Origin of the sequence: Rufibacter latericius, from assembly GCF_003721515.1 — a bacterium.
GTDB classification, from domain to species: domain Bacteria; phylum Bacteroidota; class Bacteroidia; order Cytophagales; family Hymenobacteraceae; genus Nibribacter; species Nibribacter latericius.
In genome coordinates, this window is sequence record NZ_RJJD01000008.1 from 895,721 (window position 1) to 921,991 (window position 26,271).

At 51.2% G+C, this 26,271-nt stretch carries 20 protein-coding genes and 1 pseudogene; 5 read left to right on the top strand and 16 right to left on the bottom strand.

Annotated elements, in window-relative coordinates; translation table 11 throughout:
• Positions 1–402: 402 nt before the first annotated feature.
• The 4 genes from EFB08_RS15735 to EFB08_RS15750 all read right to left on the bottom strand — a co-directional run bounded on the left by EFB08_RS15735 (position 403) and on the right by EFB08_RS15750 (position 8,793).
• On the bottom strand, positions 403–4,032 hold the full coding sequence (locus tag EFB08_RS15735; RefSeq protein WP_123127873.1) for a M1 family aminopeptidase: 3,630 nt from the start codon (positions 4,030–4,032) through the stop codon (positions 403–405).
• 49 nt (positions 4,033–4,081) lie between these two features.
• Positions 4,082–4,990 (bottom strand): ABC transporter ATP-binding protein, encoded by a 909-nt coding sequence (locus EFB08_RS15740; protein WP_123127874.1) that lies wholly within the window; start codon positions 4,988–4,990, stop codon positions 4,082–4,084.
• Positions 4,991–5,255: 265 nt separating this feature from the next.
• Positions 5,256–5,819, bottom strand: coding sequence for a hypothetical protein (locus tag EFB08_RS15745; RefSeq protein WP_123127875.1), 564 nt, complete (start codon positions 5,817–5,819; stop codon positions 5,256–5,258).
• Positions 5,820–6,318: 499 nt separating this feature from the next.
• On the bottom strand, positions 6,319–8,793 hold the full coding sequence (locus tag EFB08_RS15750; protein ID WP_123127876.1) for a TonB-dependent receptor: 2,475 nt from the start codon (positions 8,791–8,793) through the stop codon (positions 6,319–6,321).
• Between the two features lie 432 nt (positions 8,794–9,225).
• Between EFB08_RS15750 and aspS the strand changes: the two genes are divergently transcribed.
• From aspS to EFB08_RS15775, 5 genes and pseudogenes are all read left to right on the top strand, one after another.
• Positions 9,226–10,980, top strand: coding sequence for an aspartate--tRNA ligase (gene aspS, locus EFB08_RS15755; RefSeq protein WP_123127877.1), 1,755 nt, complete (start codon positions 9,226–9,228; stop codon positions 10,978–10,980).
• Between the two features lie 392 nt (positions 10,981–11,372).
• Complete coding sequence (locus EFB08_RS15760) at positions 11,373–12,239, top strand: alpha/beta fold hydrolase (RefSeq protein WP_123127878.1); 867 nt, start codon at positions 11,373–11,375, stop codon at positions 12,237–12,239.
• 14 nt (positions 12,240–12,253) lie between these two features.
• Complete coding sequence (locus EFB08_RS15765) at positions 12,254–13,312, top strand: sensor histidine kinase (RefSeq protein ID WP_123127879.1); 1,059 nt, start codon at positions 12,254–12,256, stop codon at positions 13,310–13,312.
• Positions 13,293–14,009, top strand: a complete 717-nt coding sequence (locus EFB08_RS15770; protein ID WP_123127880.1) for a LytR/AlgR family response regulator transcription factor — start codon at positions 13,293–13,295, stop codon at positions 14,007–14,009. The genes EFB08_RS15765 and EFB08_RS15770 overlap by 20 nt, the downstream gene beginning before the upstream one ends.
• Before the next feature lie 197 nt (positions 14,010–14,206).
• A pseudogene (locus EFB08_RS15775) lies at positions 14,207–14,815 on the top strand (DUF2625 family protein).
• 125 nt (positions 14,816–14,940) lie between these two features.
• Here EFB08_RS15775 and EFB08_RS15780 read toward each other — a convergent pair.
• From EFB08_RS15780 to EFB08_RS15835, 12 genes are all read right to left on the bottom strand, one after another.
• Positions 14,941–16,317, bottom strand: a complete 1,377-nt coding sequence (locus EFB08_RS15780; RefSeq protein WP_123127881.1) for an NADH-quinone oxidoreductase subunit N — start codon at positions 16,315–16,317, stop codon at positions 14,941–14,943.
• Positions 16,318–16,356: 39 nt separating this feature from the next.
• Positions 16,357–17,805 (bottom strand): complex I subunit 4 family protein, encoded by a 1,449-nt coding sequence (locus tag EFB08_RS15785; RefSeq protein ID WP_123127882.1) that lies wholly within the window; start codon positions 17,803–17,805, stop codon positions 16,357–16,359.
• A gap of 11 nt (positions 17,806–17,816) precedes the next feature.
• A complete protein-coding gene (gene nuoL, locus EFB08_RS15790) occupies positions 17,817–19,772 on the bottom strand; it encodes an NADH-quinone oxidoreductase subunit L (protein ID WP_123127883.1) in 1,956 nt (651 codons plus the stop codon).
• 58 nt (positions 19,773–19,830) lie between these two features.
• Positions 19,831–20,160, bottom strand: coding sequence for an NADH-quinone oxidoreductase subunit NuoK (gene nuoK / locus EFB08_RS15795; RefSeq protein WP_123127884.1), 330 nt, complete (start codon positions 20,158–20,160; stop codon positions 19,831–19,833).
• Between the two features lie 248 nt (positions 20,161–20,408).
• Complete coding sequence (locus tag EFB08_RS15800; RefSeq protein ID WP_123127885.1) at positions 20,409–20,750, bottom strand: DUF5615 family PIN-like protein; 342 nt, start codon at positions 20,748–20,750, stop codon at positions 20,409–20,411.
• Entirely contained in the window at positions 20,747–20,971 is a 225-nt protein-coding gene (locus EFB08_RS15805; RefSeq protein WP_123127987.1) for a DUF433 domain-containing protein, read from the bottom strand. Before EFB08_RS15805 ends, EFB08_RS15800 begins: the two co-directional genes overlap by 4 nt.
• A 97-nt stretch (positions 20,972–21,068) precedes the next feature.
• Complete coding sequence (locus EFB08_RS15810) at positions 21,069–21,584, bottom strand: NADH-quinone oxidoreductase subunit J family protein (protein ID WP_123127886.1); 516 nt, start codon at positions 21,582–21,584, stop codon at positions 21,069–21,071.
• A gap of 33 nt (positions 21,585–21,617) precedes the next feature.
• A complete protein-coding gene (locus tag EFB08_RS15815) occupies positions 21,618–22,079 on the bottom strand; it encodes a NuoI/complex I 23 kDa subunit family protein (RefSeq protein WP_227006355.1) in 462 nt (153 codons plus the stop codon).
• 108 nt (positions 22,080–22,187) lie between these two features.
• Positions 22,188–23,243, bottom strand: coding sequence for an NADH-quinone oxidoreductase subunit NuoH (gene nuoH / locus EFB08_RS15820; RefSeq protein WP_123127888.1), 1,056 nt, complete (start codon positions 23,241–23,243; stop codon positions 22,188–22,190).
• The gene (locus EFB08_RS15825) at positions 23,243–24,247 is read right to left on the bottom strand and encodes a 2Fe-2S iron-sulfur cluster-binding protein (RefSeq protein ID WP_123127889.1); all 1,005 of its coding nucleotides are present in this window, start codon (positions 24,245–24,247) and stop codon (positions 23,243–23,245) included. Before EFB08_RS15825 ends, nuoH begins: the two co-directional genes overlap by 1 nt.
• 116 nt (positions 24,248–24,363) lie before the next feature.
• Positions 24,364–25,707, bottom strand: coding sequence for an NADH-quinone oxidoreductase subunit NuoF (gene nuoF / locus EFB08_RS15830; protein WP_062543823.1), 1,344 nt, complete (start codon positions 25,705–25,707; stop codon positions 24,364–24,366).
• On the bottom strand, positions 25,689–26,228 hold the full coding sequence (locus EFB08_RS15835) for an NADH-quinone oxidoreductase subunit NuoE family protein (protein WP_123127890.1): 540 nt from the start codon (positions 26,226–26,228) through the stop codon (positions 25,689–25,691). Before EFB08_RS15835 ends, nuoF begins: the two co-directional genes overlap by 19 nt.
• Positions 26,229–26,271: the final 43 nt, after the last annotated feature.

Here is a 26,271-nt window from a genome sequence, read left to right on the forward strand (position 1 = left end):
TTATAGTTATTACAATTCTAATATTCACTTTAATACTTCTTTAAATCAGCATCTTACCGAAGAAGCAATGCTTTAAAGCTGGAACACAGCAATACATCCTAAATTAGATATAACTAATAATTTTCATCACTTACTTAAACAATTACCTTAGATTGTATTCATGATGAGGATCGGCCATATTCTTGCTCATCTTTAGGACAAGGAAATTCACTTTTGTTCTTACCGGAGGTTGTCTTCACCATCCCTCCTGAGCCATTCAGACACACCTCACCAAAAGCAGCCTTTGGGTGTGTTATTCTCGGCAGAAATGGAGAAGCTTTTTCTCATAGACGCCAGTGACATCAAAGCAAAAGAGCCCGGCAGTAATGCCGGGCTCTTTTGCTTTTACAAAGGATTTCTTCTCTACGACTTCACCGTCACCTCCTTGGTGTTGTCATCGGGATTGCGGTCAATGAGCTTGTTCAGAGGGTCTACTCCCGCGCGCTCGGGTTTCTCCTTCACAATAACCTCAATCTTGTTCTGGCCCGACTTAATGCGTTGCTTCTGCAGATACAGCGGCACATCCTGCCAGGTACCGGCAATTTTTTTACGGGTGATCACCCCCACATCTACAAAGTCGTTCAGTTGAGCCGGGCTTTCGTTACCCAAACTGTCGGCGCGGAATTTCTTGGCGTCAATGGTGAGCGAGACTTTATAAGATCCATCCTTCTGCTTCACCGCTGAGGCCTTGGTGGCTTTGTTTTCGTAGAGCGTGATGTTCTCAAACATATCATCTACCAGGTACTGCAAAGAATCTGGTGTGGCCTTCCGGATGTAGCTCAGGAACTCCACCGAGTTGGTGTACGGTGCCTGCTGGAACGCCACTTTCTGCACGTACTCTTTCAAGGCCGCGTTCAGTTTGTCTTCGCCGATGTAATCCGCTAAGGCGTACATCACCACCGATCCTTTGCGGTAATGGATGTACTGCTGGTTTTCCACTAACGCCAGCGGCAGTTCTTTTTTGCGCTCGCCAGCCCGGCCCAGGAGGTAGTTGTTCATCTCGTACTTCAGGAACTTCTTCATCCGCTCGGCGCCGTATTCCTTTTTCATCACCATTAAGGCCGAGTACTGGCTCATGGTCTCCGACATGAGGGTGGAACCCTGCACATCGCCGCCGATGACCTGGTGCGCCCACCACTGGTGCGCCACCTCGTGGGCCGTCACGTAGAACGGATAGTCGATGTCCTCGGGGTCTTTGTCATCCACATCGGCAATGAATCCGATGGACTCGGAGAACGGGATAGTGTTGGGGAACGCCTGCGCAAAGGCACTGTAGCCCGGAAACTCCAGGATACGCACTTGCCGGTGCTGGTACGGACTGAAATTAGCCGTGTAGTAATCCAACGATTTCTTCACGCCCTTGATCATGCGATCCAGGTTGTACTCGTGGCCTTTCTGGTAGTAGACCTCAATGGCGACATCGTTCCACTTGTCTTTCTTCACCTCGTAATCTGCGGATAGGAAGGAATAAAAGTTCAGGATCTTGGAATCCATTTTGTAGTGGAAGTAGCGGCGACTGTTCTTGGTCCACTCTTTCTGCAAATACCCAGGCGCCAGGGCAATCTGATCGGGCACGGTGCTCACCACCGTCTCAAAGGTAATCCAGTCGGCGTCGTTGCTGATGTAGGTGTTTTGGCGGGCTTTCAGGTCGTTGACTTTGGCCATGCGCTCCTTCGGTTTCAGGCCGTTTTCCTTGCGAGTATCGTCGTCTCCTAACTCCAGCGCCTCCTGGTACCCGATATGCGGCAGCAACTGGCTATTGATGAACGTGCCGTTATAGACAATGCCGGTGTTGTAGCTGCGCTGCTTGAAGCCTTTGGTCTGGTACAACAAATCCATGTTCAGCTTGATGGAATCGCCGGGCTGAAGCGGCTGGGCTAGTTGGAAGATGTGGTAGCCATTGGTCTTGTCAAACAGCACGGTTTTGGCCGGACGGGCAAATTCCAGTCTCTTGATCACGGCGTTATCGTCCAGCATGAGGTGCACCGAGTCAATGGCCACGCTGGTTTTGTTTTTAAGCCAGTAATAGCCTTTGAAGCGGAACTCGCGCTCTTTGGGGTATAAATCGGTTTCCAGGTACACGTCCACTACGCGGGGCTGCGGCAGGTTCTGGTATTTCTTGTACGTTTTCTCAAAAGCGGCCTGTAAACGCTCGTTGTCGTCTGAGTCGCGGTACTCGTTCAAGATGTTGGTGTTGTAGAAGATGAAGCCGCCGCAGACAATGAACACCGCCGCCGCCGAGGCCAACACCAACAGAGTGGATTTGTTCAGCTGCAGCGCCGCCAGCTTGAAGCGTCCTTTGATGTTCGCCTCAGTGCCGCGCACCCACAGCAGGTTAGACAGCAAGGCCAGAATAATAGCAAACGCGCCCCAATATACTTTGAACAGCAGAACCGGCCCCACAAAGTGCCCGTAGCCGTTCATGGCCGAGTACGGCGCGCCCGGATCTGAACTGTAGGAGTACAACAGGTGCTCAAAGCCCAGTTGCCCCTTGAAGATGTTAGCCAGGTAATACACCACCATAATGAAGTGCCCCAAGTACTTGTTGTTCACCAGCACCTGCACCAGCATGGCCAGAGCGCACATCAAGAGGTAATCCACTAATTGTAGCCCGAACAGGGCTTTCACATACAGCCCAAGTTCAAAGTTGAAGTAGCCCTTTGCAGCCTGAATTACAATGCCGCACACCAGCACCACCGCCATCAGGACCACCTGAATGCCCATGAGTGCGACCAGCTTAGACGTGAACGGCACCCAGTTAGGAATAGGCAAGGCATCATACAACTGGTTCATGCGGGCATCACGCTCGCGCCACACCAGCTCCCCGGAGTAGAACGTGATGATGATGAGCATGAACAGTGCAAACGTGCCGCCCAGAATGGAGACCACCTCTGAGGTCACCGGGTACGTGTTGGTGTCATAGATCTTTCCGATCTGGGAGGCCGTGGACAGCAGAAACACGATACCCGCCACCACAATGGCGATGAAATAGACGCTGCGCACGATGCCTTTGAACTCCAGCTTGGTCAGCTTCCAGAACTGCCCGAAACTGCGTGCGTACGAGAACTCCTGGCTTACCTTGGGCAAGCTGATGCGGTGGGCCGTGGCCACGATGCCCGGCGCCTCCTCCCGGCGAAGCTTGCGTACTTTGCCCTCCGAGGAGAAGAACGAGAAGCTGAACCGCCAGTAACAGAAAACCAGCAAAAGCAGGGCGATCCCATCCCACAGCAATCGGTTCCAGATGATGGGTTGGCTCAAAGGCAGCACCAGGGTGTTCTGCTCGGCCGCCGTCCAGTAGCGGGTGGTCTGGTACACCGCCGAGGCCCCGAAGGGATCCACCAGGTTCGCGAGCAGGTCATTGTCCAGATCATTGGTGAGGGCGCTGGAGACGCCGTACAGCACCAGCACCAGCACGCTCCCGATGTACACCGCCAGCATGTTGCGGGTGAGCGTACCCAGCGTGAAGAAGATAGCGCCCGTGAGCAGCAAATTCGGGATCACGATGAGCAAGAAAGGCTGCACGTAGGACATGAGGTTGAACGGCCCGAACCTGGTCGCCTCCACCGAAGGGAACAGCGGCGCCACCGCCGAGGCGAAGATGTAGCCGAAGGCAATCCCCGAAAACACCAGCAACGTCACCACAAACGATCCCCAGAACCGCCCGCCCAGGTAGCTCCACTTGGAGATGGGCGTGGTAAAGAACAGCGAATGCGTCTTGTGCTCGAAATCGCGGTAAATGGGATTGCCCATCATGGCCGAGGTCACCAGCACCCCAAACCAACTCAGGATGGTGATGACCCAGTTGATCTGGTAGGGCGAGTTGGCCTTCACCGAGACACTGCTGCCCCCGCCAATGATCACCGTGCCGCCAAAGACCCCGCTCACGCCAAAGACGCACAGCAAAGCCATCAAAAAGAAGAGAAAGAAATAGATATAGGTCGCTGGCCGCTTCAGGCGGTATTTCAGCTCAAAGAGAAATATATTCAGGAACATAGCCAAGTCGTTTTAAGTCTGATTTTTAGAAAATTAGCCTCAAAACGGCCTAGGCAATTACCTCTGGCTGTGACGCGGAAGTCTTTTTCACCGCCCCGCTGATAGTAGCGAAGTACACATCCTCCAGATCGGGTTGCACTGGCTCAAACTCCATGCTGGGTTGGGCATCGGCGTACACGTGGATGATGGTCTTGCCGGCGAACAGGCGCGAGGAGATCACGGAATGCTGGGCCTGGTGCTCCGGCAGTTCCTCTTTTTTGATGAACTTCCGCCAGATCTGGCCCTGCATCTGCTCGATGGCCTGCAGCGGCTCGCCGGTGGCAAGCACCTCGCCTTTGTTGATGATGGCCATGTTCCGGCACAGGTCGCTCACGTCATCCACAATGTGGGTGGACAGGATCACGATGATGTTCTCGCCTATCTCGCTCAGCAGGTTATGGAACCGGTTCCGCTCGGCGGGGTCCAGGCCGGCCGTAGGCTCATCCACGATGATGATCCTCGGGTTGCCCAGCAGCGCCTGCGCAATCCCGAAGCGCTGTTTCATCCCGCCGGAATAACCGCCCAGGTTCTTCTTGCGCACGTCGTAGAGATTCGTCTGCTGCAACAGCGAGGCCACCGTCTCTTTCCGTTCCTTGCTGTTATGGATGCCCTTGAGCACCGCGAAATGGTCCAGCAGCTCCTCGGCACTCACCTTGGGGTACACCCCGAATTCCTGCGGCAGGTAGCCCAGCACCTTCCGCATCTCGTCCTTCTCCCGGAACACATCCAGTTCCCCCAACCTGATGCTGCCGCTATCCGCTTCCTGCAGCGTGGCGATGGTGCGCATGAGCGAGGATTTCCCGGCCCCGTTGGGTCCCAGCAAACCGAACATGCCCGTAGGAATGGTGAGGTTCACGTTCTTCAGCGCCTGCACGCCGTTGGGGTAGGTTTTGGAAAGGTTTTGGATGTTGAGTTCCATGGTGGTAAAGGGTTTAGGTTTGCGTTAGAACGGAGTAGTTGATTTCTAAAGGATTAGTAGTAGGAAGTTATAAAAAGTTACAGACCTAACCCTTCAGTCCTCTATTTCTTTTCAACCGTTTTGAGCCTGTTTTTCGCAAAACGCACCTAAAACACCACCTACCTGATACAACAAACCACTGAACTTAAACCTGAAAACGCCGATGCCCTTTCTCAGGCAGAGAAAGGGCATCGGCGTTGAAGCGAGTTGTGTTATTAAGCTGATACTACACGTAACGGACCTGCTCCTGGAAAACGTTCCTCCACAACGGGCCTCTGCTCTTCTCCACCGCCTGCACTTTCTGGACCATGGGCAGCACCTGTGGATCGCCGGTGGCATAGGTAAACGTCAGGTCGAAGGCATAATGCATTTCAATGCGGTTCTGGCCGGCATCACACACCGGGAACATGTTCTCTAGGTCAAAAGTCTCCTGCGCCTCGTGCAACAGGTTATACTTCTCCAGCACCGATTTGATGATGGCATGGCATCTGGATGGCTTGGGGGTCTTCACGATGTTCTGGCACAAGATGAATTTACCGTGCAGAAAATGCAGGCACTGGGTCACCTTAGCAGAACCAACAGAGGAGAAGTAAAAAAGAACCTCATGGCCCACTACGTCCAGATCCTGGTGCACGTGGAATTCAGGTTTGCCCAACAGACGCTTTGCTTCCCGCAACGATGCCCCAAAAGCCAATCCCCTGAACGTCACCTCGCGGTTGGTGTTGGTTTGCACCTGTTTAGGCGCAGACAAGGCATTCCGCAGTCCGGCTACCGTGCGCACGTAATTCACTCTATCAAAATAATCCTTTTTGGATAAACTCCCTAAATCTAGCCTGTTCTTAGATTTTCTTAATGTTAACGTTTTCCAGACAGAATTAAACATCTTCAATATTTTTTAACAATATAGCTTTAAATACCCTTCAACCGCACTTTCTCTTGGTTATGTCTACTTTCCAAAGCAATCCACCACCAACGGTTTTCTTTCATTTATTTTAAAGCTATTTACCACTGTTTTGCGCAGCTACAAAACACTTCTTCAAAAAATATAACAACTTCCTTTTTAATACTAAAACCTTAATCTACCTTTGGAGTAGCCTTCAATCTGAAAAGAGATATATCCAATTGTCCTGTTTGATGTAGCTAAGGCTAATTTAGAATCTTCTGAAGGCTTAATTATCTTTTAACCTACAGCCTAACCCAAAACCTGTTTTAAGCCCCATTTAAACAAAACAGCCCCAAAACGATTAAGCTTCAGGGCTGTTTTTCATAAGAGTTCTAACAGAGAAGGCTTATCCGGCGCGGCGTTTCTCGTCCTCGGCCCCACCCGTGCGACGACGGGCAGGCGCTACCTGGTTTTTCCCAAATCTGTAGGTGAAGCTGAGGGTGGCTACTCTGGTATCCCGACGCTGGTAGAACCGCTCAAAGTAACCGCTGAGTTCTGTGGTTGCCCTGACTTTATTGGAGTAGAACACATCTGCCACGTTCAGCTTGATGTTGGCCTTCTTGTCCCAGAGTTGTTTCTGCACGCCCAGCGACAAGTGCCTGATGGGTTGGATATCCAGAAAGCCATAAACCTCCCGGGACTGAAACACCCCAATGACCTCGGCAGACCAGTTCCTGGGCAAGGTGAACACATTGTTTGAGTTGACATTGACCGTAGGCCTTCCGTTGCGCAGGTTAGTGCCCACCAGATTCCCCTGGTACAGCCCGTAGTAGAGTTCAAAATTATTAGTGCTGGTGAACCACCTTGCCACGGAAACAGGCACTGAAAGACTGGCGCCATAATAATGTAACTTGGCCAGGTTTCGGTCCTGCTGAATCACTACGGGTATCTGCTCGGGGTCAGTTTGGGGCTCCGGCGACAGCACAGAGATGATGACATCGGTGGTGTGGCTGTAGCTGAGTTTGGTCACAAACTTATCTTTGAGGGTATGGGTGAATTCAAACGCGTACGTGGTCTGAGGCAACAGAAATGGGTTTCCAGCCGATTTGGTGCTAGGGTCTATGAAGTACACGAACGGGTTCAGTTGGTTATAGGTAGGCCGGTCAATGCGGCGGCTCACCGAGAGGCCAAGGTTATGCGTTTTGTTCACGGTATATCCTAGAAAGGCACTGGGAAACAACTGGGTGTAGTTCCGGTCAAAAGAACGCTCTCCTTTCACCTGGGCATATTCTGCCACCTGGTCGCCTTTGGCAATGGTGTTCTCTACCCGCAGGCCCAATTGCAAGCTTGTCTTAGCCCATTTCTTGTTCACATTGAGGTAAGCCGCGTTGATGTTCTCGCGGTAAATAAAATGGTTGCTCCGGTTTGTGTCCAGGGTGTTGCGGTTGCTGGTGCGGTCGTAGAACCTGAGGTCGTTGTCGGCGTCTACCAGGCTGCTCTTAAGGCCGGCCTCCAGGTTGGCAGCTATCGCCTTCAGGGGTTGGGAATAATCTACCTTCGCTGATTTTATGGTCAGTTTCCCGTTGAGGTCGCCATTCAGGAGAGAGTCTGGCATGGGTTTCTCGGTGTCAAAGTAGCTGGTGGTGAAGTTCTGGAGGTCACCGGACCGGAAAGCGGCATAGTCCACATCGGCACTTATCTCCCGGCCCGTGCTGTCTATGGTGTGCTTCAGATTGAAGTTCAAAGCCTTTGAATTCCGGTTGGTCCCGCTGATGGATTCGGTGGTGGTATATTTGTCGTACTGGCGCTGGCCGTCATAGAACAGGGAGGTATTCTCCGTATCCCGGTTCACATCGGTGAAAACACCGTTAGCCACCAGCCCCACAATTGTCTTGGGCGATACATTCCAGTCAAAGCCCAGGCGGCCGTTGTGGCTGTTGATCTGGTGCGAAAACAGGTTCTTCTGGTCGTTGATCCCCTGCAGGCTGTAAGCTTCGTTCCGGTTGAAAAACTCACGGTAGATATCCAGTTTACTGAAGTCTTTGCGGTGCACGTAGTTGTAGGAGCCAAACACGTTTATTTTCCTGTTTCGGTGGTTCAGCTGCAAGCCCTGGTTGGACTTGAAGCGTTTTCCGTGCCCGAAGGACGAGGTGATGCTGCCGTTGGTGCCCACCCGGTCATCTTTCTTCAGTTTAATGTCAATGATGCCGGCATTTCCGGCGGCGTCATACTTCGCCGATGGATTGGTGATGAGGTCAATCTTGGACACCTCGTTGGCGTTCAGGCTCCGCAGCATAGTGGCCAGCTCGGTACCGGACATGGGCACCCGTTTGCCGTTGATCATCACCATCACGCCTGTCTTACCCCGCATGCTCAGGTTATCGTTCTGGTCTATCCGCACGCCGGGCGCTTTCTCCAGCACCTCCAGCACGTTACTTCCCGCCGCGGAGATGCTGTTCTCCACGTTGAGCACCGTTTTGTCAAAGTGCTGCTCCACAAACGGCTTCTGCGCCTCAATCTTCACCTCCTTCAGGGCCACCGCCCGCTCCGGCAGGGTCACCACCCCCAGATCCGTATTCTTCTGCAGGTGGATGGGCCCCGAGGTGTACATAGCATAGTCATAGTGCAGCACCATGAGTTTGTATTTGCCTGCCGGGATGCCGCTGAACAGGAAAGACCCGTCCTGCCCGCTCACCTCCACCTTCACCAGCACCTGGCTGGAGTCTTTCACCAACTGCAGGTTGGCGGCCAGCAGAGGTTCGCCTTTGGCGCCCTTCACCACCCCTTTCAGGTCAAAAGAAGTACTTTCCTGCGCCAAAGCCAGGGGAGCAAGGAGGAGAAGCCAAAGGGTAAAGAGTAAGGGTAGTTTTTTAGCGAACATAGTTTTTGTAGAGTTTTCAAATGCGATTCAGTGGTTTTCCTGCGGATGCCCATTCGGTTGGGCTGTTTCCACATCACCACCTTTATCAAGGGCAGTGCCAAGAATAAAAATGTTTGATTATAAGCCACTTGGACCTATTTCACCCTAAATGGATGTTCGGTTCCGAACAATATTTTATTCGATAGCGAACACTTCTGCCCAACATCGGACATTGTAGTCATGGAGCGGCACAGCATCTGATTCAGAACTATCCTGATGGTCCGGAGGCCAACCATTATGGCTTAGGTAAGCTGGAAACTCTGGGTGTCAGGAAATCATCAAAGAAGAGAAGGCGTTTAAGGGCTGTTTTCTTTAAAACTGCCTTAAAACGGGTCTGGGCAGATCACGGAACAATCGTTACCTTTACAGCTTCGTTTCTAAAGAACAAATACAATGCTTCGTTCACACACCTGCGGCGAATTGCGCCTCGAGAATGTTGGTCAGGAAGTGACCCTGACCGGATGGGTCCAGAAATCACGCGACAAAGGCGGTATGCTTTGGGTTGACCTGCGCGATCGTTACGGCATCACGCAGCTGAGCCTGGAGGAAGGTGTTTCTGATGCACAGGTTCTCACCACTGCCCGTACGCTGGGTCGTGAGTTCGTGGTGAAGGCCACCGGCACCGTGATTGAGCGCGTGTCTAAGAATGATAAAATCGCCACCGGCGACATAGAGATAAAAGTGACCGTGCTGGAGGTCCTGAACCCCGCCAAACTGCCTCCGTTCCTGATTGAGGACGAGACCGACGGCGGCGATGACTTGCGCATGAAGTACCGCTACCTTGATCTGCGCCGCTCACCGGTACGCAAGAGCCTGGAACTGCGCCACCGCATGGCTCAGCAAACCCGCTCGTACCTGGACGGCCAAGGCTTTATTGAGGTAGAAACCCCAGTGCTCATCAAATCCACGCCTGAAGGTGCTCGTGACTTTGTGGTGCCCAGCCGCATGAACCCTGGTGAGTTCTACGCTCTGCCGCAGTCTCCGCAGACGTTCAAACAGCTGTTGATGGTATCTGGCTTCGACAAGTACTTCCAGATTGTGAAATGCTTCCGGGACGAAGACCTGCGGGCCGACCGCCAGCCGGAGTTCACCCAGATTGACTGTGAGCTTTCCTTCGTGACGCAGGAAGATATTCTGAATACCTTTGAAGGCCTGGTGAAGCACCTGTTCCGTACCGTGAAGGGAATAGAATTGGCAGACTTCCCGCGCATGACCTACGCTGATGCCATGCGTCTCTACGGCTCAGACAAGCCAGACACTCGTTTTGGGATGAAGTTCGTGGAGCTGAATGAGGTGGTGAAAAACAAAGGCTTCAAAGTATTTGACGATGCTGAGTTAGTAGTAGGTATCAACGCCAGCGGCAGCGCACATTTCACGCGCAAGCAACTGGATGAACTCACTGATTTCGTGAAGCGTCCGCAGGTAGGGGCCACCGGCTTGGTATACGCCCGCGTGCAGGAAGACGGCAGCGTGAAGTCAAGCGTGGACAAGTTCTACTCGCCCGAAGATCTGCAGCAATGGGCTCAGGCCTTCAACGCTCAACCCGGCGACTTGCTGTTAGTCTTAGCCGGCGGTGCCGATAAAACCCGCAAAGCCCTGAACGAACTCCGTCTGGAGATGGGTACCCGCTTAGGTATGCGCGACAAAGACACGTTCTCTACCCTGTGGGTGCTGGACTTCCCGCTCCTAGAGTGGGATGAGGAAAGCGGCCGCTACCATGCCATGCACCACCCGTTCACCTCACCTAAGCCTGAGGACATGGAACTGATTGACACCAACCCGGGTGCCGTCCGCGCCAACGCCTATGACATGGTCATCAACGGCGTGGAAGTAGGCGGAGGATCTATCCGTATCCATGATCGTGCTGTGCAGTCTCGTATGTTTGACTTACTAGGTTTCACCACCGAGGAGGCTCAGGCGCAGTTCGGGTTCCTGTTAGATGCTTTCGAGTACGGCGCGCCTCCGCACGGTGGTATCGCCTTCGGGTTTGACCGTCTGTGCTCTTTGTTTGGTGGCGCCGATTCTATCCGGGACTTCATCGCGTTCCCTAAAAACAACTCAGGCCGTGATGTGATGATTGACGCTCCCTCTCCTATCGCGCAAGCGCAGTTGGATGAGCTGCAGATTGACACTCGTTTGAAAGGCTGATTGTTTATTGCTGATGGCTATAGAAAGCCGGTGAGGTCTTGGAGGCTTCACCGGCTTTTTCTTTTTAAGGCTGTTTTGCGGAAAGTAGGCGAAGAACAAGGCTCATGTGCAATGACGTTTGATTTTGTATGTAGGGGCAATCCCTTGTGGTTGCCCTTTATCGTGAAGCACTGAAAGGGCTACCACAAGGGATTGCCCCTACAATTCGGATTATGTTTTAGGACTGTTTTTACTATAATGGCCCTGAGAAGCACATTTATTGTTCCTCTTCAATAACGCATCCGCCGTTCACCCCGGCCTTTTACCGTTCATCATATTTCACTTCACGCACCTGCTTTCATGCTGCACCTTTGTTTCAATCAATCACGGAAACAACCAAACCTCATAAAGCCATGAAAGCAAAAATTACTTCTATCCTTGTTCTATTCTTGTTCCTCGTCATTCAGGTACAGGCCAAAACGCCACCGTTCAAAGTGGTGAAATCGGGCAAAGGACCCGCTATGATTTTGATTCCGGGTCTGAACTCGGCGGGGGAAGTGTGGGACGAGACGGTAGCGCATTACCAGAAAAACTACACCTGTTATGTATTGACCTTGCCTGGTTTCGCGGGGCAGCCAGCGGTGAACACTGACCACTTCCTGAACAGTGTGCGGGATGAGATTATCGTCTATGTTCAGGAAAACAAGCTGAAAAAGCCAGTGGTGGTAGGGCATAGCCTGGGCGGTTACCTGGCGTTGGCCTTGAACGTGAAAGCCCCTGAGTTATTCGGGAAGACGGTGGTGGTAGATGGGCTGCCTTACATCGGCGCAGCGCAGAACCCCGGTGCCACGGTAGAAAGCATCAAGCCTATGGCCGAGCAGATGAAGAAATCCATGGGCAAGCTTAGCCCAGAGATGCAACAACAGATGGAAGCCAGCTACGGCGTCTCTATGGCCACCGACTCAGCGCACATCAGGAAGATTATTGCCTGGGGCAGAAAATCGGACTACATCACCACCGGTCAGGCCATGTATGAAATGTACCTTTCTGATTTGCGCCAAGACATTGCCACTATCAAAGCACCGGTGTTGGTGTTGGGTGCCTGGGCCGGATACAAAAATTACGGCGTCACCAAAGACATCACCACCAACATGTATAAAGCACAATTTGCTAAATTGCCTGGCGCCCAAGTGAAAGTAGCCGATACCGCCAAGCATTTCATCATGTATGATGAACCCACCTGGATGTTCGCGCAAATGGACGCATTCCTGAAGAACTAAAGAACACCCCGCTAATGACCGCCTCACGTCAGCAAAGATGGTATTGGGTCTGCCAAGCAATTGGTTGGACCTGCTACCTGTTTATAGGGCTCCTGATGAGCTTCCTGTTCTTCAAAAAGCAAGCGGGCATGTACGCCGTGCAGTTTATAGGCACGGCTATTTTCTTCGGCTCCACCCACCTGCAACGGTACTTGAACCGAAAGCATCGCTGGCTGAAGCTTCCTTTGGGCAAAATGGTTTTGATGGTGCTAGCCTACAATGCGGTGGCGTCTATCACGTGCCAGTTGCTGGTCTGTCTTTTCATGCTGAGCATTGGCATGTTCACGCTAAAGGAATTCAGCTTTGGGTATCTGGTCATGTACTCGGCGAACGGACTGGTGATTCTTAGTTTCTGGTCTACCATTTACTTTGCGTTCCAGGCCATTCAGCGCTGGAAGGAGAAAGAAGTAGAAGCCTGGAAGCTGCAATTGTCCTTGAAAGAGGCCGAACTGCAGGCCATCCGGTCGCAGCTGAACCCGCACTTTCTGTTTAACAGCCTTAACAACATCCGGTCTCTGGTGCTGGTAGACCAGACCAAGGCGCGGGAGATGCTTACCCGCCTTTCGGCCATGATGCGCTACGTGATTGGTTACAACCGGAATAATCTGGTGAGCGTGGCCGAGGAGCTGGATTTCCTGGATAATTACGTGGCATTGGAGAAGATTCACTTTGAAGACAAACTCGATTTCTCCTCACAAGTGGATTCATCGGTTAAGAACGCGGCCATTCCGCCTTTGGGCATTCAATTACTGGTGGAGAACGCCATTAAACACGGCATCGGGACCCAAGCCAAAGGCGGAAAGATTCAGCTGTCCCTGCACCGGCAGAACGGGCATTTACGGGTAAAGGTAGAGAATACCGGCATACTGGACCCGTCCTCGGCTTCCAAAGGCATTGGCTTGCAACGGCTGTTGGAGCGTGTGGCGCATTCCTTAGACCAACCCGGCACCTTTGCCCTCTCTCAAACTAGTGACAACAGCGTGACCGCCACGCTTACTCTTCCCTGGAAAGACTATGAAAATCTGCATCGTTGAAGACTCTCGGCTGGCCCGCCTGGAACTGAAGCACCTCTTAGCTAAATTCCCTACGCTGGAACTAGTGGGTGAAGCCGAAAACGCCGAAGAAGGCATTGAATTGATTGAATCCCTTCGGCCCGATTTGCTTTTCCTGGACATTCATTTGCCCCAGAAAAACGGCTTTGAACTGCTGGAAGCCTTGGAGTACACGCCACAGGTCATCTTCACCACTGCTTACGACCAATACGCCCTCAAAGCCTTCGAACGGAACGCGCTGGATTACCTCATGAAACCCATTGAGGAAAGCCGCCTGCGCCAGGCCGTGGAGAAAGCCATGGCAAAGTACGAGTCTCCAAAACACGCTGCTCCTACTTCCCTGCTAAGCGAAGAAGACCGGGTGTTTGTCAAGGACGGAGAGCGCTGCTGGTTTGTGGCCCTGAAGCAGGTACGCATGATGGAGTCTAACGGCAACTACGCCTTCCTGTACTTCGAGAACGAGCGCCCCTGCATTCTCAAGACCCTGAATTATCTGGAAAGTCGCCTGGACCCGAAGGTATTCTTTAGAGCCAACCGCCAGCAGATTATCAACGTCAATTTTATAGAGCAGATAAATCCGTGGTTCAGCGGCAGCATCAAGATCCAGTTGAAAGGCGGTGAGGAAGTGGAGGTTTCCCGAAGACAGACGCAGGTGTTTAAGGAATTGATGAGTTTGTAGTTCTGTTTTGAGTCGGTTTTAAAGAAAATAGGTTCAAAACCGCTTTTCTGGTATCTTCCTTGCTTAACAGATAGCTACCTATGAAATACCTGCTCACACTCCTCCTATTTACCTTTAGTCTCCAAAGCTTTGCCCAATCTCCCCCGAAGCGTTCTCTTACCGAGCTCATCGAGACGAAAGAACCGGGTTGAGATTTGGTGCTGAAATGGATAAAAGAAGCTAAAAACAAGGTAGATGTGCTTCCTGCTACCCAAGCCACGGCCGAAGCGGCTTTGCTACAGGCCCAGGTTACCACGTGTTCTCAAATGGGCGCGGTAGTCTACGAAACCGGCGGCATTCTCATTGACAATGGCTGGATCAGGATACTTGGTTCTGGTACTGCCCGGCTGCCCAGAAGCTTGATGGCTTGGAACAAAGGAAAGTCTTTCCTGCAAGACGGTGAGCAGCCTTCGTTTTTGTTGATAGCCGATGATGTACTGGGCGGATTTTTTGCTATCAATGCAGGAGGCATCAATGAGAAAAGCTTGTGAAAAGTATTCTATTTATCTCCCGACAATCTGGAATGGGAATCAACGGAGTTGGGCTATTCTGAATTTCTCCAGTTTTGCTTTTCTGCAAAGCTAGACGGCTTTTATGATGGTCTGCGGTGGAAAGGCTGGCAAGCAGATGTACTAAATCTCCCGGGAGACAAGGGCTTCCATGTTTTCCCTTATTTGTGGACATCGGAAGGAAAGGATATCAACAAGGTTAGCAGAAAGGCTATTCCCATCCAGGAACTTTGGAATCTGTATAGCGGACAAAAGTAATACGAACAATGCTTGTGTCTTTTATCGTTTAGAGCTTAGTTTCTAGAAAACAAGTTCAAAACACTATAAAGCAGAAGAGGCACCCTAGGGTGCCTCTTCTGCTTTATAGTGTTTTGAAGTAAGTCTTACAGCAAGTCGTTGAACAAGCCTGGCACAATGCCCATCAGCACGGTCAGTACAACTAACGAAATCAACGTGAAGGTAGCCAAGGGGTCAACGGCAATACGGGCTCCTTCTGCGTCCCTCATGTACATGGCAATGATCACTCTAAAGTAGTAGTAGATACCCACCGCAGACATCAGCACGGCTATGATAATAAGCCAAATCATGTCTTGCTCTAGGGCCGCCGAGAACAGGAACAGCTTTCCGAAGAAACCTCCGGTTAACGGAATACCCGCTAAAGAAAGCATCGAAACCGTCATCACAAAAGCTAGCAATGGATTGGTCTTGCCTAAGCCATTGAAAGCAGTGTAGTCATCAGAACCACGGGCATCACCTACGTACTTCAGGATACCAAAAGCAGCTATGGTGGCGATAGCGTACGCCAACGAGTAGAACAAAAGCGCGTTCTCAGAGCGGTCGTTGAAGGCGGTTAAGGCAATCATCAGGTAACCGGCGTGTGAGATACTGGAGTAGGCCAGCATTCTTTTCATGCTGGTTTGAGCCACAGCCCCAATGTTCCCGATGAGCAAAGTCAAGACCGTAATGGCTACCACGGTTGGGAACCACTGGTCATACACACCTCCGAAGGCCGCTGACATCAATTTATAGAAAGCAGCTATACCCGCAGTTTTCACTACGGTAGACATGTAAGAGGTAAAAACGGTGGGCGTTCCTTCGTACACGTCTGGGGTCCAGAAGTGGAAAGGCGCGGCACCTATTTTGAACGTAACACCTATTAGCACCAACAGTAAGCCCATCAGCAGCAACGGTTGCGTGGCAGGGTCCATGTTGGTGGCAGCAGCGGCAATGTCGGTCAGGTAGAAGGCACCGGTTGCTCCGTACAGCAAGGCAATCCCGAATAAGATGATTCCGGTGAAGAAAGACCCCATCAGGAAATACTTCATGGATGCTTCATTGGACAAGATGTTGCGCTTGTCAGAACCGGCAATGATGTACATGCTGATGGACATGATTTCAATGCCCACAAACAGAATCAGCAGGTTTTCATAGGACACCATCATGATGCCGCCCACCAACGCGAACAGCAACAGCGAGTAGTATTCTGCCAGGTTGGAATTCTGAGCAACCACGTAGCTGCGGGAAAACGGCAGGATGAACAGCGTGGAAAGCACCATCACCGCGGTAAAGCCTACGGAGAAGTTGTCGGTGGCCAACATGTTGCTGAAATAGCTTTGCGGCTGGTTCCAGTCAAACAGGGTCGCGCCTAAAGACACTGCTAGGAATAGCAGCACCACCGGCATGAGCACCTTTTTGGATTTCATGAAGCCTACAAAGAGGTTCAGGATACCGAATATGGAAAGTAGAATGATTGAGGTCATGAGCAGGTAATTTCTCCTGGGTTTTAAAAAGCGTCAGGGTTAGCGTTTAATCACGTCCAGCAGTTTCAAAACGGCAGGCTCAGAAATGGTCAGGAACGTGTTTGGGTGCAAGCCAATCCAGAACACCATAACCACCAACGGCACTAACACGGCTTTTTCGTTGAAGGTCAAATCGGTGAAGCCTTGGGTGATTTCGTTCTTCTCGCCAAACATCACGCGTTGGAACATGCGCAACATGTACACGGCACCTAGAATGATGGTCAATCCGGCAACGGCGCCCATCCAGGCATTGTATTGGTAGACGCCCATCAACAACAGGAACTCGCCCACAAACCCGTTGGTCAACGGTAAGGCCACTGTCCCTAACAGAAGCACCAGGAACGTCACAGACAAGAACGGCGTGTTCTGCGTAATGCCACCTAAAGCGGCAATCTCGCGGGTACCGGTGCGGCTCTGGATAATGTCAATGATAAAGAACATACCCACTACGTTCACGCCGTGGCTCAACATCTGAATCATGGCTCCCTGCAAACCGTGGTGATTCAGGGTGAACAAACCAGCGGCGATTAGGCCCACGTGTGAGATTGACGAGAACGCCACCAGACGTTTCATGTCCTGCTGACGGATGGCGATTACAGCGCCGTAGATAATACCAATGATGGCTAATACCAACGCGACGTTCGCCCATAAGCTTACACCTAAAGGCACAACTGGCAATAACCAACGCAAGGCACCATAAATACCCATTTTCAGCATGATACCAGATAAGAGCATGGTACCGGCGGCCGGAGCCGTAGTGTAGGTATCAGGCTGCCAGGTATGGAACGGGAACACAGGCATTTTAATGGCGAAGGCAATGAACAGGAACCAGAACAACCAGCTTTGGGTACCGGCATCCAGCACTAATTGGTAGAAAGCAACTTCTTCAGAACTGTGCGTGCCCGGCGTCTGGAAATACAGATACACAAAAGCAGCCAGCATGAACAAACTTCCGAAGACGGTATAGATAAAGAACTTGAACGTTACCCGTATCCGGTTCTCACCGCCCCAAATCCCGGCAATGAAATAGATGGGAATAAGCGCTACTTCCCAGAAGAAGTAAAACACAAATGCATCCAACGCGGTGAAAACACCCAGTAAACCAGTCTGCATGAACAGGATGAGCGCGTAGAAAGAAGAAGGTTTCTCGTAGGTGTGCTTGGCCGTAGACAGGATAATCAACGGAATCAGGAACACGGTTAACAACACCATGAGTAAGCTAATGCCGTCAATGCCTACCTTGAACATGATGCCGGCATTGGCAATCCAGGGTTCATTAAGCAGGAATTGGGTACTTCCGTTTGGAACGAAGTTAATCCAGGCCCAAATACCCAGCACCAGTTCCACCAAGGCAGCCCCGAAAGCAATCTTCCGGGCTCCAGGACCTTTTACCAACAGTACCAGCAGTGCGGCCAACGCGGGCCATAAGATTATTAAAGCGGTTAACATGTTTGGCAGTATCAGATAATAAAGTTCAGCAATAAGATTAAGGTGATGCCTAGCACCATCAGGAGCAGATAAGACCCGGTAGCTCCACTTTGCACAAAGCGCAGTGAACGACCTCCGCCTAACGTGGCTTTCCCAAACCCGTTCACAATTGGGTCAATGATGCCCTTCTCCACGAAGCGGTACAGCCCGGTAGACAAGCCCATCACCGGCTTCACAAACAGCCCGTTGTAGAGTTCATCCACGTAGTATTTGTTGTACACCAGTTTGTGCAGTGGCGACAAGGCAGTGCCTTCCTCGGCCGGAACCGTTCTTTTCTTCCCGTAGATGAAGTAAGCCATGATAATAGCTACGACTGCCACGGCCACGGAAACCGCCATCAAGATGTATTCCATCTCATGCGACAGGTGGTGCTCAGCGAAAGCACTCGGAACGGCTCTTCTGGCCAGTTCATACACTGGCGACAAGAAATTACCTAAAGAATGGTTTTCGCTGAAAACAGGCGGTAAGCCCATAAAACCACCAATGGTGGAAAGGATAGCAAGAATTATCAACGGAATGGTCATCACCGCCGGAGACTCGTGCAGGTGATGACGCTGTTCCTCGGTGCCCCGGAAGGTTCCGAAGAACGCCAGGTACAGCAGACGGAACATATAGAACGCGGTCATGAACGAAGTCAACAGACCAAATCCCCACATTACTTTGCTATGCACAAACACGTGCGCCAGCAACTCGTCTTTAGAGAAGAAACCGGCAAACGGCGGAATCCCAGAGATAGCCAGTGTTCCGATTAAGAAGGTGATAAACGTGATGGGTAAGGCTTTCTTTAATCCCCCCATTTTACGCAAGTCCTGCTCACCGCTCATGGCGTGAATCACGCTCCCCGCGCCCAGGAATAGAAGGGCTTTGAAGAAGGCATGCGTTAACACGTGGAACAGCGAAGATGAATACGCCATTACGCCCAACGCCAGGAACATGTATCCTAACTGGCTCACGGTAGAGTAAGCCAATACTTTTTTGATGTCATTTTGGAAAAGACCGATGGTAGCCGCGAACAAGGCCGTAGCCAAACCAACAATGGCCACAATTTCCAAGGTATCTGGTGCCAGCGTGTAGAGCACGTTTGACCGAATCACCATGTAAATACCGGCGGTCACCATGGTAGCCGCGTGAATCAAAGCTGAAACCGGAGTTGGACCCGCCATCGCGTCTGGTAACCAGGTGTAGAGCGGCAGCTGCGCTGATTTACCCATGGCGCCTACAAACAGCAACAAGGTAATAGCGATAACTACGCCGTCGTTTACCTCGCTCAATTGAGAAGCCTGGTTGAACACTTCGCCGTAAACCACGCTGCCGTAGGTTTGGAATATCAGGAAAATGCCTAATAAGAAACCTAAGTCACCGATACGGTTGATAATAAAGGCTTTTTTAGCGGCGTTGTTATAGGGAGTGACCTTGTTCCAGAAACCGATGAGCAGGTACGAGCAAAGCCCTACGCCTTCCCAACCCACAAACATCATCACGTAGTTAGACCCCATCACCAACAGGAGCATGGAGAACACGAACATGTTCAGGAAAGAGAAGAATTTACCCAAGTTCTCGTCATGGCTCATGTAGCCCGCCGAGTAAATATGAATCACTGAACCTACGCCCGTCACCAACAGCAGCATAATCAGTGACAATTGGTCAATCTGGAACGAGAACGGAATGCGCAAGGCACCTACGTGAATCCAGTTGAAGATGTCTGTGGTGTACGGACGATTGCCGTAGCCTTCAAACCCGAAGAACAGGTACAGTGACAGCAGGAATGAACCGATAACGGTGGCACAACCCACCAGTCCCGCCAGCCCTTTCGGCAATTTCCGGTTACCCAAACCGTTAATCAGAAACCCGATCAGCGGCAGGAGCGGAATCAGCAAACACACCCAGGTCATCTCAGCGTTGTTTGCCGGCAAAATAAATTCTTGCATTTGTTAAAACGTAAATGGAACGGTATTCTTTAGAGATGCAGCAGAGCGGAAAACCGCTTTACCATTTCAGCTTGTTCAGGATGTTGATGTCTGTGGTGCGGACGTTGCGGTAAATCATCACAATAATGGCCAAACCCACGGCCACTTCGGCGGCAGCCACCGCCATAATGAAAAACACGAAAATTTGTCCGTTAGGGTCTGACCGGTAAGAGGAGAAAGCAGTCAGCAAAAGGTTCACCGAGTTGAGCATCAACTCCACACACATAAAGATAATGATGGCGTTGCGGCGGGTGAGTACCCCAATAATCCCGATACAGAAAAGAGCGGTGCTGAAGAACAAGTAATAATTCAGCGGGATGGTCCTTATGACCTCAGGAATATCATTCATGATAAATACGTTGGTGAAATAAGCGTTTGATGCGCTTTACAACAGCGCCCAAAGTTATTCCCATTTTTTGGTAAAACCATATTAAAAGCTACTTCCTACGAGGCAGCTTGTATTCTTCTGCTTTCGTTTCAGAGCTATTTTCAAGAAAAAGCTTCTAAAACAAAAGCATCTTGCCAGAAGGGCAATTTCATTTTCAGTCTATTTTCTGTAAACCGGGCCAAATACAAAATTCTGTTCAACTCACTAATCTAAGTCAGTTCAAGGCACCCAACTTCCGCCCAATCGGCAGAATTCAAGAACTTTTCAATAGTATCTTTATTCCTGATGAGAAGTTCTGCCAAAAAAGAAGTGGCGGTATTACCGGCCCTCACCCAGACAATCTTTGGAGGATGCCCTTTCAAGACTGTCAAATCATAGAAATCTGCATCAAAGGTGACAATGCTATAGCCGTTTGCTTTGGCATATTCCCATATTTCACGGTCTGGCTTATTCTCCAGTCCGAGTGCCCTTACCTGCTGTGCTTCCGGAAAATCACTTTCAATTCTCTTGAGAATCCTGAAAGAAATATTCTGGTCAAAGAGCAGTTTCATGAAGCAATTCTCAGCTTGTGCTCCCGGTCAGCGGCATACGCTAGACAAGCCATGATATCTTCCTGCGTCAGTTCAGGGTAATCTTCCAGAATCTCTGATATGTTCATGCCGGAAGCTAACCAGCCCAGCACATCATACACCGTAATGCGCATGCCCCTAATACAAGGCTTGCCAAACCGTTTCTCAGGCTCAATGGTGATGATTTCAGAATAATGCTTCATAGCTGTTTTCTCTAAACTGAACCAGAAACGCAACCTATTTTTTCAAATAAAAAAGGACAACACTAAAGCTGTCCTTTTTCAGCCTCCCGCAAGAGACTTAGAATCTATTTTGCTCGCCCGGTTCGCGCTTGCCCAGCATTACGGCACCAGCCATAGCCGCCAGGAACAGAACCGAAGCCAACTCAAACGGCAACAGGTAATCTCTGAAAAGCACTTTCCCCAGGTTCTCCACCATGCCAATCTGCGAGTCAAACACAGCGGTAGTGGTCAGTTGGGTGTTCACGTCCTTCAAGGCGGCAATCATCACCACAAACAGGATACCACCAGCAATGGCTGCGGCAATCTTGCTCAGGACGGGCTTGTGCTGCTCGGTGTCTTCGCGCATGTTCAGGAACATAATCACGAAGAGGAACAGTACCATGATGGCGCCCATGTACACAATGAAGTTTACCGCCGCCAGGAACTGGGCATTCAGAAGAATGTAGTGTCCGGTTAAGGCGAAGAACGTCAGAATCATGAACAGAACGCTGTACACAGGGTTTTTGGAGACAACTACCCCAATGGCCGCGAACAAGGTTAAGAAAGTGAGAAAGTAAAAGAAATTACCCGTCATAGTTTTGGATGATAAACGCTTGTTTTCGGCGGATTATAGGTTTTCAATAGGCATGGGCTCTACTAGACGGTCTTTGCCGTAGATGAACTCATCGCGCTCGTAGCGGGCCGGAGCCACTTTGTCGTTCTGCAGGAAGATGGCCGCTTTAGGGCAGGCTTCTTCGCACAGGCCGCAGAAAATGCAACGCAACATGTTAATCTCGTAGCTGATGGCATATTTCTCCTCGCGGTACAGGTTCTCCTCACCCCGCTTGCGCTCACCGGCTACCATGGTAATGGCCTCGGCCGGGCAAGCCACGGCGCAAAGACCACAGGCCGTGCAACGCTCTCTGCCTTTCTCGTCACGCTTTAACACGTGCAAACCACGCCACACCGCGCTCATCGGGCGGGTTTCCTCGGGGTATTTAATCGTAGCTTTCTTCTTGAAGAAGTGACGCATGGTGATAGACAAGCCCTGGAAAATTGCCGGGAGATACATTCTCTCGGAAAAATTCATGGGTTTCTTTTCCAGCTTTTTCGCTCTATTGCTAAGTGATTGCATGTCTCTTATAAACTTTAAATGATGGGTAGAGGAGCAGAAACTCCTCTCCTACTCATAATGTCTTTAGAACAACTCCGCTTTTAACAGAATGGCTCCGCCGGTCACGATTACGTTCAGGATAGACAACGGAATCAGGATTTTCCAGCCCAGGTTCATCAACTGGTCATAGCGGAAACGCGGCAAGGTCCAGCGCACCCACATGAAAAAGAAGATGAAGAAGAAAATCTTAGCGAACAATACCACCGTTCCCAAGATGGTCACCACGTTGTGCGGCAAGCCTAACTGGTGCATGAACGGGAAGTTGTAACCGCCAAAGTAAAGCGTTGCCATTACCGCCGATGCCACGAAGATGTTCACGTACTCTGCGAACAGGTACAAGCCCATGCCCATAGAGCTATACTCAGTGTGGTAACCACCTACCAGCTCAGTCTCGCACTCTGGTAAGTCGAAAGGCACGCGGTTGGTCTCGGCGAAGGCACAAATGATGAAAATCAGGAAGCCTACCGGCTGATAGAAGATGTTCCAGTTCAACCCGGAAACCCCAAACAGCTCCTGTCCCTGTTGCGCCGCGATGTCACGCATGGAAAGCGTACCCGTCACCAGCAACAACGCGATGATGGACATACCCATGGCCAGCTCGTAGCTGATGTTCTGGGAAGCCGCCCGGATAGCTCCTAACAGGGAGAACTTGTTGTTGGAAGCCCAGCCCCCAATCATGATGCCATACACACCCAAAGCCACAATACCGAACACGTACAAAATCCCGATGTTCACCTCAATGGCCTGTAAGTGAATGGCTTCACCGCCAATAATCAAGGTACCACCAAACGGAATTACCGCACTGGACATACAAGCCGTTAACATCGCTAGCGATGGACCCGCAATGAACAGGAACTTGTTCGCGTTAGCCGGTACGAACTCTTCTTTGAAGAACAGTTTCACCGCATCGGCCAAAGGCTGCGCCAGACCAAAAGGACCGGCACGGTTAGGGCCAACGCGGTCCTGGATGAAGGCTGCCACTTTCCGCTCAGCGTAGGTGGAGTAAGTGGCAATCAGCAACGTTATCCCGAAAACGGCGAAGATGATAAGCGCTTTGATTAATAATAAGGAGATCTCCATTATACTTGTCTTCCTAGGTTAAAAGGAGTGGATTGTAAGTCTTCTTCGGTGGAGCCTGGCAAGTTCGGAATCACGTTCACGTTCAGCACCGGCAACTCATAGTGGTTAGCAGAAATCACCGAGGTACGGGAAATCTTGCGCGGTCCTTCAATGGTCCAGTCGTTCGCGTCTTTCTTGTCAAAGCGGCAGGTGTTGCAGATGAACTCTTGCACCTCGTTGTACTGGTCTTTGCGGGCAGTTACGCGCAACACATCGTTCCCACGCATCCACAACACTACTTTACCGGAGCAAGTAGGGCAATCGCGGTGCGCATCAACCGGCTTGGTGAACCACACACGGTTTTTGAAACGGAAGGTCTTATCGGTCAAAGCTCCTACCGGGCACACATCAATGACGTTTCCGGAGAACTCGTTATCGATGATGTTCTCCACGTAGGTTCCAATCTCAGCAGCATCGCCACGGCCTAACACACCGTGCACACGCTTCTCGGTCAACTGGTCGGCGGTGTACACGCAGCGGTAGCACAGGATGCAACGCGTCATGTGCAGCTGCACCAACGGACCGATGTCAATTTTATCAAAGGTGCGGCGCTCTTCTTCATAACGGGTGCCGGACGTGCCGTGCTCGTACGCGAAGTTCTGCAAATCACACTCCCCGGCCTGGTCGCAGATAGGGCAATCCAGTGGGTGGTTGATCAACAGCATCTCCACCACGCCTTTGCGGGCAGCCAGTACATCTGGGTTGGTGGTGTTTTCCACCACCATGCCGTCTTGTACCGGGGTAATGCAGCTCGCTACCAGTTTAGGCATCGGGCGCGGGTCTTTCGCGGAACCGGCCGCTACCCGAACCATACAGGCACGGCATTTTCCGCCGGTACCTTTTAAAGGGGTATAGTAGCACATGGCTGGGGGCACCACCTCGCCGCCGATTTTACGGGCTGCGTTGAGGATGGTAGTTCCTTCCTCTACCTCCACCTCTATGCCATCAAACGTTATTTTTACCATGTTAAATTTATCGTTGATTGCTGATGGTTACTTGCGTCACTCTTCAGCAATGACATACTTATTTAAGAAGCTATTTCAGACCTGCTTTCTTTAAAACAGGCCTGAAACAAAAATGCTTATGCTAATACAGATTCGGCTTTGTTGAACACCGCGCCTGGAGCCGTAGCTGCCTGCGGGTGTTTCACGTGCCACTCAAACTCCTCACGGAAGTGACGAACCGCCGCCGCAACTGGCCAGGCAGCGGCATCACCCAACGGACAGATAGTATTTCCTTCTATCTGCTTGGCAACGCTAACCAACAGGTCGATGTCGTGCATATGGCCGTGGCCGTGCTCAATGCGGTGCAATACTTTTTCCATCCAACCGGTTCCTTCACGGCACGGGCTGCATTGGCCGCAAGACTCGTGGTGGTAGAAACGGGCCAGGGTCCAGGTATGGCGCACGATACAGGTTTGGTCATCCATCACGAAGAACCCGCCGGAACCTAACATGGTACCCGTGGCGAAACCTCCGTCAGAAAGTGACTCATAGGTCATCAGGCGGTCTTCCCCGTTGGTAGTTTTCAGGATTAGCTCCTTCGGCAGAATCGGAACGGAAGAACCTCCGGCAATGACCGCTTTCATATCACGGCCTTTCCAGATGCCGCCGCAGTACTCGTCTGAGTAGATGAATTCCTCCACGGGAACTCCTAGCTCAATCTCGTACACGCCTGGCTTGTTGATGTTACCACCAGCAGAAATCAGCTTGGTACCGGCACTACGGCCAATCCCGAACTTTGCGTATTCAGCAGCGGTGTTGGTGATAATCCACGGCACAGTAGCGATAGACTCCACGTTGTTCACCACGGTTGGGCAGCCGTAAAGGCCCCACACTGCCGGGAACGGAGGCTTGTTACGCGGGTTACCACGCTTGCCTTCCAGAGATTCCAGTAAAGCTGTTTCCTCACCGCAGATGTACGCGCCACCGCCTGGGTGCACGTGCAAGTCCAGTGAATAACCGCTTCCTAAGATATTTTCACCTAAGAAACCGTTGGCATAAGCTTCGGCGATGGCTTTCTCTAGAATGCGCAGCACATACAATAACTCGCCCCGGATGTAGATATAAGAAGTGCGAGCCCCCAGCGCGTAGCTAGAGGTAATCATGCCTTCAATCAACAAATGCGGCAGTTTTTCCATCAAATACCGGTCTTTGAAAGTACCCGGTTCTGATTCATCGGCGTTGCAAACTAAATAGCGCGGCTTGCCTTCTGGCTTAGCCAAAAAGCTCCATTTCATCCCGGTAGGGAATCCGGCACCACCCCGGCCTCTTAAGCCCGAAGCTTTCACTTCTTCCACCACTTCCTCGGGGGACATGGTTTTCAAAGCTTTCTCAACGGAGGCGTAGCCGCCGTGCTTGCGATAAACGTCAAAGGTGTGAATGCCTTCAACGTTGATATGTTCAGTTAATAATTTTCTTCCCATGGTTTCCTTACGGTTAAGGCTTTCAGGTCTTCCAGCATCTGGTCTGCGCGGGCAGGGTCCAGGTCTTCGTAGAATTGCTCACGCACTTGCAGCATCGGTCCGGTGCCGCAGGATGCCAAACATTCTACTGTTTTAAGGGTGAAGTTTCCATCGGCAGAGGTCTCGCCTACTTTGCAGCCCAGACGGTTCTCCAGGTGCTCAATCAGTTGGTCAGAACCCCGCAGCATACAAGGACCCGTGCGGCAAACTTCCAACACGTGCTTGCCTACCGGCTTCAGGTTGAACATAGTGTAAAAGGTAGCAACCTCGTACACCTCAATTGGTTGTATGTTCAGGATTTCGGCCACTAAATCCATTGCCTCAGGGCTTACCCAACCGCCAAACTCCGCTTGCGCGATGTGCAGGATAGGCAGAATAGCCGATTTCTGGCGTTCAGCCGGATAATGAGATAAGTAGCGCCGGATTTCGGCCATAGCCCCATCCGAAAACTGTAATGTGTTTAAACTTGTTGATTGCTCCATTTGGTCAATGGCAGGTATAAAAGCTGCGTTTTAGGCAGGCTTA

Bases quoted from the DNA above. Each gene is read 5' to 3' on its own strand.
- EFB08_RS15825 (WP_123127889.1), bottom strand. From the start codon at position 24,247: ATGGTAAAAATAACGTTTGATGGCATAGAGGTGGAGGTAGAGGAAGGA.
- EFB08_RS15835 (WP_123127890.1), bottom strand. From the start codon at position 26,228: ATGGAGCAATCAACAAGTTTAAACACATTACAGTTTTCGGATGGGGCT.
- EFB08_RS15735 (WP_123127873.1), bottom strand. From the start codon at position 4,032: ATGTTCCTGAATATATTTCTCTTTGAGCTGAAATACCGCCTGAAGCGG.
- EFB08_RS15770 (WP_123127880.1), top strand. From the start codon at position 13,293: ATGAAAATCTGCATCGTTGAAGACTCTCGGCTGGCCCGCCTGGAACTG.
- aspS (WP_123127877.1), top strand. From the start codon at position 9,226: ATGCTTCGTTCACACACCTGCGGCGAATTGCGCCTCGAGAATGTTGGT.
- nuoH (WP_123127888.1), bottom strand. From the start codon at position 23,243: ATGGAGATCTCCTTATTATTAATCAAAGCGCTTATCATCTTCGCCGTT.
- nuoK (WP_123127884.1), bottom strand. From the start codon at position 20,160: ATGAATGATATTCCTGAGGTCATAAGGACCATCCCGCTGAATTATTAC.
- nuoL (WP_123127883.1), bottom strand. From the start codon at position 19,772: ATGCAAGAATTTATTTTGCCGGCAAACAACGCTGAGATGACCTGGGTG.
- EFB08_RS15760 (WP_123127878.1), top strand. From the start codon at position 11,373: ATGAAAGCAAAAATTACTTCTATCCTTGTTCTATTCTTGTTCCTCGTC.
- EFB08_RS15765 (WP_123127879.1), top strand. From the start codon at position 12,254: ATGACCGCCTCACGTCAGCAAAGATGGTATTGGGTCTGCCAAGCAATT.
- EFB08_RS15750 (WP_123127876.1), bottom strand. From the start codon at position 8,793: ATGTTCGCTAAAAAACTACCCTTACTCTTTACCCTTTGGCTTCTCCTC.
- EFB08_RS15810 (WP_123127886.1), bottom strand. From the start codon at position 21,584: ATGACGGGTAATTTCTTTTACTTTCTCACTTTCTTAACCTTGTTCGCG.
- EFB08_RS15805 (WP_123127987.1), bottom strand. From the start codon at position 20,971: ATGAAGCATTATTCTGAAATCATCACCATTGAGCCTGAGAAACGGTTT.
- EFB08_RS15800 (WP_123127885.1), bottom strand. From the start codon at position 20,750: ATGAAACTGCTCTTTGACCAGAATATTTCTTTCAGGATTCTCAAGAGA.
- EFB08_RS15740 (WP_123127874.1), bottom strand. From the start codon at position 4,990: ATGGAACTCAACATCCAAAACCTTTCCAAAACCTACCCCAACGGCGTG.
- EFB08_RS15785 (WP_123127882.1), bottom strand. From the start codon at position 17,805: ATGTTAACCGCTTTAATAATCTTATGGCCCGCGTTGGCCGCACTGCTG.
- EFB08_RS15780 (WP_123127881.1), bottom strand. From the start codon at position 16,317: ATGACCTCAATCATTCTACTTTCCATATTCGGTATCCTGAACCTCTTT.
- EFB08_RS15815 (WP_227006355.1), bottom strand. From the start codon at position 22,079: ATGAATTTTTCCGAGAGAATGTATCTCCCGGCAATTTTCCAGGGCTTG.
- nuoF (WP_062543823.1), bottom strand. From the start codon at position 25,707: ATGGGAAGAAAATTATTAACTGAACATATCAACGTTGAAGGCATTCAC.